The 12,921-nt window shown below is 41.0% G+C and carries 13 protein-coding genes; 7 read left to right on the forward strand and 6 right to left on the reverse strand.

The window, feature by feature from the left end; translation table 11 throughout:
* Nucleotides 1-298 precede the first annotated feature (298 nt).
* Genes MB380_RS17400 through recA form a run of 3 tightly spaced genes read left to right on the forward strand, consistent with a single transcriptional unit; the run spans nt 299 to nt 2,186 of the window.
* Complete coding sequence (locus MB380_RS17400; protein WP_253528954.1) at nt 299-838, forward strand: SRPBCC family protein; 540 nt, start codon at nt 299-301, stop codon at nt 836-838.
* Between the two features lie 47 nt (nt 839-885).
* Nucleotides 886-1,071 carry a hypothetical protein gene (locus MB380_RS17405; protein WP_253528957.1) on the forward strand — a complete coding sequence of 62 codons (186 nt, stop codon included), beginning with the start codon at nt 886-888 and terminating at the stop codon, nt 1,069-1,071.
* Nucleotides 1,072-1,118: 47 nt separating this feature from the next.
* Entirely contained in the window at nt 1,119-2,186 is a 1,068-nt protein-coding gene (recA, locus tag MB380_RS17410) for a recombinase RecA (RefSeq protein WP_253528969.1), read from the forward strand.
* Nucleotides 2,187-2,260: 74 nt separating this feature from the next.
* Here the strand turns inward: recA and MB380_RS17415 are convergent, their stop codons facing one another.
* From MB380_RS17415 to MB380_RS17440, 6 genes are all read right to left on the reverse strand, one after another.
* Nucleotides 2,261-2,938, reverse strand: a complete 678-nt coding sequence (locus MB380_RS17415; RefSeq protein ID WP_253528983.1) for a pseudouridine synthase — start codon at nt 2,936-2,938, stop codon at nt 2,261-2,263.
* Nucleotides 2,935-4,494: an NFACT RNA binding domain-containing protein gene (locus MB380_RS17420; protein WP_253528986.1), complete on the reverse strand. Its 1,560-nt coding sequence runs from the start codon at nt 4,492-4,494 to the stop codon at nt 2,935-2,937. Before MB380_RS17420 ends, MB380_RS17415 begins: the two co-directional genes overlap by 4 nt.
* A 77-nt stretch (nt 4,495-4,571) precedes the next feature.
* Complete coding sequence (locus MB380_RS17425; protein ID WP_253528989.1) at nt 4,572-5,237, reverse strand: family 16 glycoside hydrolase; 666 nt, start codon at nt 5,235-5,237, stop codon at nt 4,572-4,574.
* A gap of 15 nt (nt 5,238-5,252) precedes the next feature.
* Complete coding sequence (locus MB380_RS17430) at nt 5,253-6,080, reverse strand: alpha/beta fold hydrolase (protein ID WP_253528995.1); 828 nt, start codon at nt 6,078-6,080, stop codon at nt 5,253-5,255.
* Between the two features lie 10 nt (nt 6,081-6,090).
* The gene (locus MB380_RS17435; RefSeq protein WP_253528998.1) at nt 6,091-6,741 is read right to left on the reverse strand and encodes an NADPH-dependent F420 reductase; all 651 of its coding nucleotides are present in this window, start codon (nt 6,739-6,741) and stop codon (nt 6,091-6,093) included.
* A gap of 108 nt (nt 6,742-6,849) precedes the next feature.
* Complete coding sequence (locus MB380_RS17440; RefSeq protein ID WP_253529000.1) at nt 6,850-7,425, reverse strand: Crp/Fnr family transcriptional regulator; 576 nt, start codon at nt 7,423-7,425, stop codon at nt 6,850-6,852.
* A 109-nt stretch (nt 7,426-7,534) separates the two neighbouring features.
* Here MB380_RS17440 and MB380_RS17445 point away from each other — a divergent pair, with 109 nt between their 5' ends.
* The 4 genes from MB380_RS17445 to MB380_RS17460 all read left to right on the forward strand — a co-directional run bounded on the left by MB380_RS17445 (nt 7,535) and on the right by MB380_RS17460 (nt 12,892).
* Complete coding sequence (locus tag MB380_RS17445; RefSeq protein ID WP_253529007.1) at nt 7,535-9,025, forward strand: xylulokinase; 1,491 nt, start codon at nt 7,535-7,537, stop codon at nt 9,023-9,025.
* Between the two features lie 265 nt (nt 9,026-9,290).
* On the forward strand, nt 9,291-11,747 hold the full coding sequence (locus tag MB380_RS17450) for a penicillin acylase family protein (RefSeq protein ID WP_253529009.1): 2,457 nt from the start codon (nt 9,291-9,293) through the stop codon (nt 11,745-11,747).
* A 51-nt stretch (nt 11,748-11,798) separates the two neighbouring features.
* The gene (locus MB380_RS17455) at nt 11,799-12,155 is read left to right on the forward strand and encodes a hypothetical protein (RefSeq protein WP_253529021.1); all 357 of its coding nucleotides are present in this window, start codon (nt 11,799-11,801) and stop codon (nt 12,153-12,155) included.
* Between the two features lie 125 nt (nt 12,156-12,280).
* Complete coding sequence (locus MB380_RS17460) at nt 12,281-12,892, forward strand: OmpH family outer membrane protein (RefSeq protein WP_253529023.1); 612 nt, start codon at nt 12,281-12,283, stop codon at nt 12,890-12,892.
* The last annotated feature ends 29 nt before the right edge of the window (nt 12,893-12,921 follow it).

Genomic DNA, 12,921 nt, shown 5'->3' on the forward strand with positions numbered 1-12,921 from the left:
AAGCGTAACAAATAAATAAATCCGGCATGACAGAAAGTTTTAAAACAGGCAAAAAACAACAAAAACACTGATTGTATTTTTTTTATAAAGTTCCTTTAAAAAACTAATCAGCCGTATAGATATACTTTCTTAAAGATAGGAAAGTAAATAAAAAAAACGGAAAACAGGCATAGCGGGTTAGTTTTAAATTATTAGCAAGACACAAGAGCATAGATTGAGTAAAGCGGGAAAAGGTTGGAAAATATTCATTAGCACCTATTGTTTACAGATAAATATTAACCTTAAAATTATTCCTGAAATGAAAACGCTTAAAATCATCCTTTTTGCTGTAATCGGCATTATTGCTCTTGCGCTTGTTGCGGCTATGTTTGTTAAAGAAGACTACACTGTAGAAAAAGAAGTGATTATAAACAAACCCAAAGCTGAGGTTTTTAACTATGTAAAGTATCTGAAAAACCAGAACAATTTCAGTGTCTGGGCAAGTATGGACCCTCACATGAAAAAGACCTTTAAGGGAACAGACGGAACCACAGGTTTTGTGTCGGCCTGGCAAAGTAAAAACGAAGATGTAGGTACTGGCGAACAAACCATTATAAATGTAGTAGAAGGCCAAAGAATAGATTATATGCTCCGTTTTATTGAGCCGTTTGAATCAAGCGCCAATGCCTATATGGCTACCGAAAGCGTAGATTCAACGCATACCAAAGTAAAATGGGGTTTTTCAGGAAAAATGGAGTATCCAACCAATCTGACGCTTGTTTTTATGAGCATGAACCAGATGATTGGCAAAGACTTTGAAACCGGACTGAATAATCTAAAAGGCATACTGGAGAAATAAGTTCAAGCTGAATATTAATAGCAAAACCCAAATTTGTGAATAAAATTATGAAAACTGCATTGAGCAAAAAACAAAACCGTTTCTACTGTTTCGACCTGCTGAAAATGGCGAGACAGCAGGAAGCCGACAAAAAAATCAAAGATGTGTTGATAGTGTCGGATTTATTAGCAAATTTTCAGCGGTTAATTGAGGAAAAATGCATACCGCCTGCACTCAATGCACCCAAGAAATAATTTATTAATCTGACAACTTAGTATATAATTTTCAATAACAATAAATAATGGCAGCAGAAAAAGAAAACAACAGCGACAAATTGAAGATTCTCCAGACGACCATGGAGAAAATAGATAAAACCTTTGGTAAAGGTACAATTATGCGCCTGAGCGATACTAAAGTTTTAGAGATTCCATCTATTTCTACAGGTTCTCTTGGCCTTGACCTTGCCCTGGGCGTGAATGGTTTTCCGAAAGGACGTATCATTGAAATTTATGGGCCTGAATCATCAGGTAAAACAACCCTTGCCATGCAGGCAATTGCCGAAGCGCAAAAAAGCGGTGGCATAGCCGCCTTTATTGATGCAGAGCATGCGTTCGACCGAGTTTATGCACAGAAACTGGGCATTGATACCAAAAACCTGCTTATATCTCAGCCAGATTACGGCGAGCAGGCATTGGAAATTGCCGAACACCTGATTAGCTCAGGCGCAATTGATATTTGCGTGATTGACTCGGTAGCGGCTTTGGTGCCAAAAGCTGAGTTGGAAGGCGAAATGGGCGACAGCAAGATGGGTCTGCAGGCACGTATGATGTCTCAAGCCATGCGTAAACTGACAGGTACCATTAATAAAACGGGCTGTTGCTGCATATTCATCAACCAGTTGCGTGATAAAATCGGTGTCATGTTCGGTAACCCTGAAACAACCACCGGTGGTAACGCACTTAAATTCTATGCTTCGGTAAGGATTGATATCCGCCGTATAGGAGCCATAAAAGACGGCGACGAAGTGCTAGGTAACCGCACAAGAGTGAAAGTGGTGAAAAACAAAGTGGCGCCACCGTTTAAAGTTGTAGAATTTGATATTCTTTACGGCCAGGGGGTTTCTAAAGCAGGCGAAATACTTGACCTTGCCGTAGACCTGGAAATTGTTAAAAAAGCAGGATCATGGTTCTCTTATAATGGCAGTAAATTAGGCCAGGGTCGCGACGGCGTAAGAGATATGCTGAAAGATAACCCTGAGCTATTGGCTGAGCTGGAAGAGAAAATCAAGGCAACTGTAGCCGTTGACGCTGATGCATTGATGGATACCAAACCCGGCGACCAGGATGGTTTAGTTGATAAAGACGAATAGTATTTGTCTATTACTATATTCTTAAAAAAGACTGCCCTGAAGGGTGGTCTTTTTTTGTTGATAAGCCATAAGAATTATAGTTGAAAACCATCCAGCACCTTATACCCCCCGGGTTGCAAATCTCCTAATTCCAGAGTGCCAATTCTTACCCGCATGAGTTTCAGCACTTCATAGTGCAGTTTATAACACATACGCCGTATTTGTCGGTTAAGCCCCTGCACCAAAGTGATTCTGAAGGTAAAAGCATCCAGTTTTTCTATAGTACATGGCAAGGTTGTTTTTCCCATAATCTTAATCCCGCCTGCCATAGTTTTCAGAAAATAGCCGTCAATTTCTTTATCTACTGTTACAATATATTCTTTTTCAGTTTTGTTTTCGTTCCGCAGCACTTTGTCATAAAGTGTGCCATCGTTGGTAAGTAGCAATAGCCCCTCCGATTCCTTGTCAAGCCTGCCTACAGGGAAAAGCTCTTCTTCAAAGGGCAGAATGTTTTTCAGATTATGAGGTATAGCGGCATTCAATGTTGTTTCTATACCTCTGGGTTTGTAAAAAGCCACGTAAACGAGTTTTTTTGCTGCTTTCAGCACTTCATTATTATAAATCACCTCATCGGTCTGACTTAACTCTACATTGGTTTTAACGGCACTTCCATTAATCAAAACATGGCCTGAAAGAATTATTTGCAAGGCCTGCCGGTTAGAAACCTGTAATTTTTTAACTAACAGATATTGAAGCCTGTTTCTGAAAGTCATGAGATATCAGGCAATTTCGGTTCTACCATAACTACTTCTTCTTTTTCTACAATAACCTGCCCTTCGGCTAAATCTTTGGTTTTGCGTACAAATTTCTTTTGGGTAAGTATAACCGGTGCCAGGGTCTCATTACGCCTTTTAGAAAAATAGGCAGCCAGAGAGGCCGCTGCTTCTTTCACAGAATTCGGAATCTTCTTACCCGCTTTGTATTTTACCAAAACATGAGACCCCTGCGCATCTCTCGCATGCAGCCAAAGGTCTTCTTTATAGGCATACTGTTGGGTAAGCACATCGTTGTTTTTAGCGTTGCGGCCCACCAGTATTTCAAAACCTTCTACCTCAAACCGCTTGAATAAATCTTTGTAAGATATAGCCTGTGTAGTATTACGGCTGAGCTTATGGGTTTTCAGATAAGTACGCAGGGCTTTCAGGTGTTCGGCTTCTTCAATTTTTTCAATGTGCAGGTTGAGACTTTTCAAAAGTTCTTCACGGTTTTCAATGTTCTCCATGATTTTCTCAATCTCTATTTTCTCATTTTTAGCCTTGCGATAAAAATTTTCAGCGTTTTTTTGAGGCGTTAAATCCGCTCTCAGTTTAATGCTAATATCCTGATTGCGATAAAAATCAAAAAGCTCGGCTTTTTCTGCCCGTTCAGGTATTTGATGCAGATTGGCCATTAAAATATGGCCTATTTCTTCATTCTTGATGGCAGAGTCAATCGTCTCCAGTCTTTGGTAAGCATCCTTTAAATACAGTTCGGTCTGCTTTTTCTCTTTATTCAGTTTCCGGAGTATATCGGCCTTTTCTTTGTCAAGCGTACTTACTTTGTTGTATTGAACATAAAATACATTGATGGCCTCAATGGGTTCTTGAAAGGTTTGCAGTACATCAGCCATCGGTAGAAGAGACAGGTGAAGTTCATGCTGCCAGCGTATGAGATAATAGCTCGGATACTCCAGTTGATGCACCACTTTTTGTATGTTCTCCCAAGTGATAGGTTCCTGCTCAAGAAAGGCATTCACCAGTTTCCCGAAGGTTGGGAATAGCTTCTTATAATCCTGATTATTCGCGAGGAATGCCTCATAAGACTGGTCAATCGGTCGGTCCAAAGCACCGACATTCAGATTTTTATCGGCTACAATTCGGCTATGGAAAAGGTCTATTACCTCGCCATTGCCACACAGAATAATATTGGAGCGATTGCCGTACATTTTAAAAAGCAGCGAAAACCCCTGCTCAAACTCAATGGCAAAACAGCGTTCGTTCAGAAACTGGCGGACACCCGTTACCTCTAAATCAATGAGTTGATTGAATAAACCAATGCTGTTTTTTCTGGCCCTTTCAAACTGGTCGGTAAAATAGAGACACGAGAAATCAGGGAAAACAACGGCTTTTATATAAAACTCCTTATAATTCTTCTTTTTTCCACGGGCAGCAGCAAAGCCCAACACCAGTTCGTCTTTCTCCTGACTGAAACATTCCATCAGTTTCAATCCGCTGATTCTGGTTTCAATCTGCCCGGTAAGCTGCCTTAAGAAATAATAATTATTTTGCACAATTCATCTGTATTAAGGAGGCAAAGGTAGATGAAAAATTGGAGAGATACGAAAATATAGGCCTTGTGCCAGCACCGTTATAATTTCGTAATCTTCAAATCCTTAAAATAACCTTCTGTTCCTACGTCGACCCACAAACCAATTCCACCAGAGGTGGTGCCGTATTTCATATCTTTTACAATCAGTGAGGGTTGTTTTGCATTGTTTAAGTATAACCTTGCTTCCTGAGCCTTAATGACGATTTTCATACTTATCCATTCATTCAGGCCCATATCTGCATAGCTTTCATATTTTTCCGGGGATTCTTTCCTTAACCTGTCAAATTTAAAATCGGGATATGAATAGTATTGTATCGAATGATTACGCCTTACCTGGTCATCAGCCCTACCATTAGTTGGCCTAATATAAATACTTTCGTATTTTGAGTTACTTTCATCAATTCTATAAGCAATACCTATAAAACCCCTTGCCATTGCCGGAGCATTCTTCAATAGACGACTCAAAACTTTTACTTCAATAATTCCATTTGTGAAGTCTACTCCTTTCATACGTACAAATGTAGGTTCATCGACTGCCTTAATGGCGGAATCCTTCACAACTTTCACCACTTCTGTACCATTCCATTTCTCGATGACATACGATACCTGATTAGATATAAGATTACCCCTTTTAAATCCGATTGTTTGTGCTTGCGCAACAATTGCAAATGAAAGAGAGAAAAATAACAGAATGAGTTTTTGCATATTTTTAACTTTATACTAGTTATTCAAAAAGGGTACCATACATGCCCACACAGCACCAAAGTTTTCTAAAAAAACTACATGCCCGGTATTCGGGATAATCCCGAGCTGACATTTGGGTATCATGTTATAGGCATTGATAACAGTAGGTAAAGGGGCATTGCGGTCAAGTTCTCCGGATATCAAAAGCACCGGGCATTTAATACTGGCAAATAATTCTTTGCTAGCCGACATGGTATTATAAAAATGGGTAAGGTTTGTCCAATACTCCTGCAGTCTTTCCGGTTGAGGCATGAGCGACTTTTGTTGAGTAATAAAGGCTTTATCTAATTTAGTTGCCTCATTAACATCTAAAATAACCTTTCGCAAGCCCGGCACTTGTTCACCTGCACCAATGGCTATAACTTTCGTAATCCTTTCAGGATACATACTTGCCACTTTATAACTAGTGTAAGCGCCATCGCTAAAACCGAGAATAATGACAGGTCTCTGCGTTACCGCATTCATAACAGCCATCACATCATTCGCTTTCTGCTCATAGGTAACAGGCTTTGTACCTATTTCAGATATGCCATGCCCCCGGGTAGATATAGCAATTACCTGATACCTTGTTTTCAGACTATCGATAAATCTCGCCATTTCAATGGTAGAACCGAATCCTCCGCCATGCAGCAATACAATGGGCTGTCCGCTGCCATATACTTCATAATAAATTTTAGCGTCGTCTGCCCGCACATAATGCCCTGCGGGAGCATTAGCACCATAGGGTTGTCTCGGGTTTTGTTGCCCCTTAACAAACGGGCAACAAAACAAAAGAGTGAGTATTACAATCAGATTTAACTTCATTGATAAAATATTAGATTTTAGATTTAGCTTCTTCAACAGTTACGGTTTTACCTAATGCACCAAACTCATGTAAATCGCCGAATACCTCAATCCGGATTGATTGGTCTAAACCACCAACTCGCACAGGTGCAAAACCATTGGCTTGTATAAAATTTTCTACTGTTTCATTAATAACGGTATCATCTGTGGCATAAAATAATACTGATGCAGGCTCCTGATTGACAGCGTTGGCTAAAGAAGCAGCACCTAATGTACCCAATGCTTTAGCGAGTCTGGCGCCTTGTGGCAAAATAGAAGTATTGATTTGTCCGGCAGATTCGTTCTCTCCAATAATTTTATCAAAACCACCTTTCTCATTCGGAGCTATTGGGTTGGAAGGGTCAATGATAATTTTGCCTTGCAGAAGAGCTTCATATTGATAGAAAACTTCTTTAATAGCCGAAAACCAAACTGCTAATACAATAATGTCAGCCTCTCTTATAGCTTCTCCAATACTTAAGGGTTTTGCCAAGCTGCCTAATTGTTCGGCTATGTTGGTAGATTTTTCAGTATTTCTATCTGCTACAATGACAGAATGATTATTGTTTACGAGGTTTTTTGCTACAACTTGGCCTATATTCCCAAGACCAATAATAGCTACTTTTGAAGTTGTTGTTTGCATTATCTTAACTATTTTTGATTAATTTGATAATGCAAAATTACCGAGTGCATAACGATTACACCCTTGACCTATATTAAGAAATACGCTTAATGTAGCTTAAGAAAAGGATTACTTCTTGCTTAACTCTTTACGTATTCTGCTTAAAAACTCAGGTGTAATACCCAGATAGGAGGCGATTTGTGTATTAGGTAGGCGATTGGCAAGATTGGGGTATTGCTCAAGAAAGCTGAGGTAGCGTTGTTCTGCTGTGGAGCTAAAGTTTTGTAAAACCCTATTTTGTAGTTCTACATACTTGTTTTCGATAATAACTTTAAAAATACGGTCAAGCTTAGGAACATTAATATACAGAAAATATAAATCCTGTTGCTCTATCTGAATAATTTCGGCAGGTTCAATAGCTTCAATAAACAATTTACTAGGTTTCTGACTGTGGAAACTGCCAATATCTGCAATCCAGTCACTTTCGGCTGCAAACTGAATATTGTGTTCATAGCCTTTATCATCAACCCCATACATTTTAAAGCAACCCGATACCACAAATGTATAATGCTTACAGACAAAACCCTCCTGCAATATCATTTGTTTTCTTTTGACTTTACGCGTCTTATGCCTGTCGGCCAGTAACTTCAATTCGGCTTCATTAAGAGGGATATACTTCTGAAAGTGTTCAACGAGTGCCTGCATGTTTTTAATATATTTGTTCAAATTTAGCAAATCCTGTGTAAATATCAGATTTGCTTTTGCTACTCTAAAAGTGTAACTTTGACAATTAAAATTCAATCTAAAATTTAACATGCTACTCCTCGGAATTGACATCGGTACTTCTTCCATTAAGGCATCAGTCGTAGACGCCGACACCCAACAAGTAATTGCATCTGCTCAGTACCCTGATATTGAGGCGCCAATTTCGTCGCCCCAAGCCGGATGGGCCGAGCAAGACCCTGAAATGTGGTGGAACAACACTGTTGAGGCCATAAAAAGAGTAAGTGCGTCAAGTAGTTTTAATCCGCAGGACATCGGCGCCATAGGAATTGCTTACCAGATGCACGGGCTGGTAATGGTTGATAAAAATAAAAATGTATTGAGACCGTCTATCATCTGGTGCGACAGCCGTGCCGTTCAGATTGGAGAAAAGGCATTTAGTGGTATAGGCGAGGAAAAGTGCCTGAACCAACTGCTGAATTCTCCGGGCAATTTTACGGCATCAAAACTGGCATGGGTAAAAGCCAATGAACCGCACATTTTTGAGCAATGCGATAAAATTATGCTGCCGGGCGATTACATAGCCATGAAACTGACTGATGAAATTACATCTTCTAACTCAGGCTTGTCGGAAGGTATCTTCTGGGATTTCCGTACCAATGCAGTTTCAAAAGATTTAATGAATTACTATGGCTTTGATGAAAGCATTATACCGGATATTAAACCGGTTTTCAGTGAACACGGAAAAGTTACAAACACAATAGCAGATTTATTAGGCATCAAAGTAGGCGTTCCGGTAACTTACAAAGCCGGAGACCAGCCTAACAACGCGCTTTCACTGGATGTTTTGAATCCGGGCGAAATTGCAGCAACCGCTGGCACCTCAGGGGTGGTGTATGCCGTAAGCGACCAGATTTCATTCGACAGCCAGTCGAGAATCAATTCGTTTGCCCACGTAAACCACCAGATAGGCGGCGAAAACAGAGTAGGTATTCTGCTTTGTATAAATGGCACAGGTATTTTAAACCGTTGGGTAAAAGATAATTTTGGCAAAAACCTGAGCTACCCCGAAATGAATAACCAGGCGGCACAGGTAGCAATTGGCAGTAACGGGCTTCTGGTAATGCCATTCGGCAACGGCGCCGAACGTATGCTGAACAACCGTATGCTGGGTGCCTCATTCCATAATCTTGATTTTAACACACATTCGCAGGCGCATATTTTCCGTGCATCGCAAGAAGGAATCGCCTTTTCATTGAACTATGGCTTTGGTATTATGCAGGCCAATGGTGTAGAGCCAAAGGTTATCAGAGCAGGCAAGGCCAATATGTTTTTGAGTGATGTTTTCAGCAATGCACTGGTAAATGTAACCAATACACCAATAGAACTGTATGATACCGATGGCGCCAAAGGCGCGGCACTGGGTGCCGGTTATGGCGTGCAGTATTACAGCACCCCTAAGGAAGCCATGAGTAAACTGATAAAACTGAAAGTAATTGAGCCAACAGCGCAAGATGTTGCCGCTTATGAGGATGTTTATCAGGATTGGAAAATGATTCTTGAGAAACTAATGCAAAACTAATAGGTAGTATAGCCCTTTTTACAGGCTCAATCGGTATAATAATCGGTTGAGCCTGTTTTGTTTGCACCAGCAGGTTAGGGCATTATTAAAAAAATCCTAAAAATTAAACAAATAATAAAATCATCAATTCTTTTTTTTACATTCGCAACGTAAAAAACCAGCTCATAAGCCTTAAAAAGATAAGTTTCTAAAGGCTTTCAAATGAGCTAACCAGCTTAAACAAACCATTAACCATATTCCTACCGATACAATTACTAATTCATCTATGAAATTCATCAGGTTTATTGTAAGTCTTTTGCTGGCTGCTGGCTTGACTTACGTCTTTAACAATCCTTTAGGCGCTTTACCGGCACTGGGGAAACTATTCAACCCCTTTGAGGGATTCTGGCAAAATGGCGGCACAAAACTTTCGGCTGACGAATTAAAACTGGAAGGTATAAAAGACGAAGTAACCGTTGTTTTCGACGACAACCACGTGCCTCACATTTTTGCACAGAACGAAGATGACCTCTACTTTGCGCAAGGCTATATGGTTGCACAAGACCGCCTCTGGCAAATGGAGTTTTATACGTTGGCTGCTGCCGGTAGACTGACCGAAGTAGTTGGTGACAGAGCCTTACAACTTGACCGCTACAACAGGCGCCTGGGTATGGCAGAAACCGCAAAGAAAATTACCGCAAGCTACAAAAAAGGCGATACCGCACTTAAAATTCTGGAAGCATACGCCGCCGGGGTAAACGCATATATCAGGCAATTATCTTATAAAGATTTGCCGGTAGAATACAAAATTATCGGGTATAAGCCGGAAGAATGGGCTCCGTACAAAACAGTTCTGATGCTGATGAACATGCGCAATGTTCTGAACGGCGGAAGCGATGATTTCAGGATGAGCCATGTGCTGGCCAAATATGGTGCCGATGTCGTGAAAGAGCTGTTTCCCAATTACCCCGTAATAGAATCGCCCATTATACCGGTAGGCACCAAGTGGGAGTTTACACCCGTACCGGTACCGCCTGTACCTGCCGATATTGCTGCCAAACCAGAAGAAGAAGGCAAGGTAGCTTATAACATTGCCTCACCAGCACCAGAAATAGGTAGCAACAACTGGGCAGTTGGTGGCAGTAAATCAGCCAGCGGGCTACCTATTTTGGCCAACGATCCGCATTTGCAATTAACCTTGCCTTCTATTTGGTACCAGATACAACTCTCAACCCCAACCATGAATGTCTACGGTGCCTGTTTGCCGGGCGCACCCGGCGTTACTATCGGGTTCAATAAAGACATAGCCTGGGGTGTAACCAATGTGGGCTCTGATGTTATGGATTTTTACCAGATAAAATTCAGGGATAAAACCATGAAAGAATACTGGTATAACGGCGCCTGGAAACCTACAACCACCGTTATTGAAGAGTTTAAAATAAAAGGCAAGGCTGAGCCTTTAAAAGATACCCTTGTTTATACGCATCATGGCCCGATACTATACAACCATGCAGAAGACAACAGTTTCAGTAAAAACGTACCCATAGGCCACGCCATGAAATGGGTTGGCCATATTGAAGACAATACTGACCTGCTCGGGTTCTATTACCTGAATAAAGCCAAAAACTACGACGACTACCGCAAAGCGCTAACCTACTATAAAGCGCCTGCACAAAACTTTGTTTTTGCCGACAACCACAATGATATTGCCATAACCCCGAATGGGAAACTTCCTTTAAAATGGAAAGAACAGGGCAAGTTTATCCTAGACGGCTCAAACCCGGCGCATGACTGGCAGGGATGGATACCGGCAGACCAGAACCCAACAGTTAAAAATCCGCCCCGGGGTTTTGTGAGTTCGGCTAATCAGTTTTCTACCGACCCTACCTATCCATATTATTTAGGCTGGAAATTCGCTCCGGCAGAAAGAGGCCTGCGCATTAATGAACGCCTTACTGCCATGCAACAGGCAACAGTAGATAGTCTGCGTTCGGTACAGAACGATAATTTCAATGTGGAGGCACGCCGGGTATTGCCAGATATACTAAAAATACTGGCTGAAGACCCCGCCAATAAAAACAATGCAGCTTATGAAACCCTTGCCAGATGGAACATGAGAAACGATGCTAACGAAATTGGCCCGACCATTTTTGAAAGATGGGTAAAAGAACTGAGAGCATGGGTATGGGAAGATGAGTTTCCGACCAAAAATACTGAAGCGATAATGGCTCAACCAACCAGAGACCGCACCTGGGACATGATAAAGAACCAGCCCAATGCCAAATGGTTTGATAACGTAACTACTACCGGTAAAGTAGAAACCATGCAGGATATTGTAAGAGGTAGCTTTAAAGCAACAATTGACTCATTAACTGCTAAACTGGGCCCGTTTGATACCAAAACCTGGGCATGGACCAAAGTAAAAAGTACTGACATTAACCATCTGGGCAGAATAGCCGGCTTTGGCAGACAAGACATACCAAATGGCGGTGGCCCGGGTATTGTAAATGCTACTTCAGAAACCCACGGGCCGTCGTGGAGAATGGTGGTGCAACTAGATAAAGAATGGCCTAAAGCGTATGGGCTATACCCCGGTGGCCAATCTGGTGACCCCGGTAGCCCTTACTACGACAATATGATTGACAAATGGGCTAAAGGCGAGTTGAACGAACTGCTCTTTATGAAAAACAAAACTGAAAAGAGCAGTAGAATTGTATCAAGCACTAAAATAACAGCTAAGTAATAGTAAGAGTCGCTATTAGCTTATCATTTAATTATAAAACGAAGTTATCTCATGACATATATCAGAATTCTCGTTATCAGTGCCATTGCACAGTTTTTTCTTCCGTGGTGGGTCATTGCACCTATCGCCTTTTTGGTAGGCATGTTTACCTCGAAATCAGGTAAAGGAGCATGGCTGGCCGGAGCAGGCGCCATTGCCACATTATGGATAGCCTATGCAGCCTATCTGAACATAACACATGACGGCCTTATGCTCGACAGAATAGGCAATCTATTTGCCGACAACCTCAAATTCCTTAACAGTATTCCGTTTTCAGTATCGTTTTTTCTGATTATGGCGCTTATCGGCGGTCTTGTTGGCGGCTTCTCGGCTCTGGCGGGTTATCAGCTCAGGCAGCTAATCAAATAAAAGCCTTTATAGTCAGTCTTAAATAGTTTGGTTTTTCTATCTTTGCAACCTTTATTTGCATAAAATTTATCTAAATACCTTTTTTAATGGCGCCTCAAGCGGTGGTGCATCAAATTAATTTTCTCATGAAAAAACTTTCAGTTTTCGTTCTTTTAGTTTCTGTTATTGCCTGGGGATGCGACAAGTCTGCTTCTACTTCAACAACATCTGGTGGCAAACAGCCATCTGGCCGTATTGTTTATGTAAATACAGACACCCTGCTAACCAAATATGATTATTACAAAGACATTTTGAAGGCTTCTGAAAATAAAAGATTCCAGTTAGAAAACGATTTAGCTAACAAGGCCCGGTCGTTCCAGAACAAAGTTCAGTTTTTCCAACAAAGAGCCCAACAAGGCCACATGACACAAGAGCAGGCGCAAACAACACAAATGCAATTGCAACAGGAAGAACAAAACCTGATGGCCTATCGTGACAAAAATGCACAACAACTGGCGCAGGAAGAAGGAAAAAAGACCGAAGATATATTGAACAAAATTCATGAATATCTGAAAGAATTTAACGCCGGCGATAAATATGATATGGTAATTGGTTATTCTAAAGGTGGCGGAGTACTTTACGCCAAAGAAGACCTTGACATAACCAAACTAGTTTTGGAAGGCCTGAATAAAAAATATGCTGACGATAAAAAAAGTGGCAAAATAAGTGTTGAAAAAGACACAACCGCCAAAAAATAATAGCTCGCTAAAAGTACACTAAAGAAAAT

This window comes from Emticicia sp. 21SJ11W-3 (genome assembly GCF_024138715.1).
In the GTDB taxonomy this organism is placed as follows: Bacteria; Bacteroidota; Bacteroidia; order Cytophagales; family Spirosomataceae; genus Emticicia; species Emticicia fluvialis.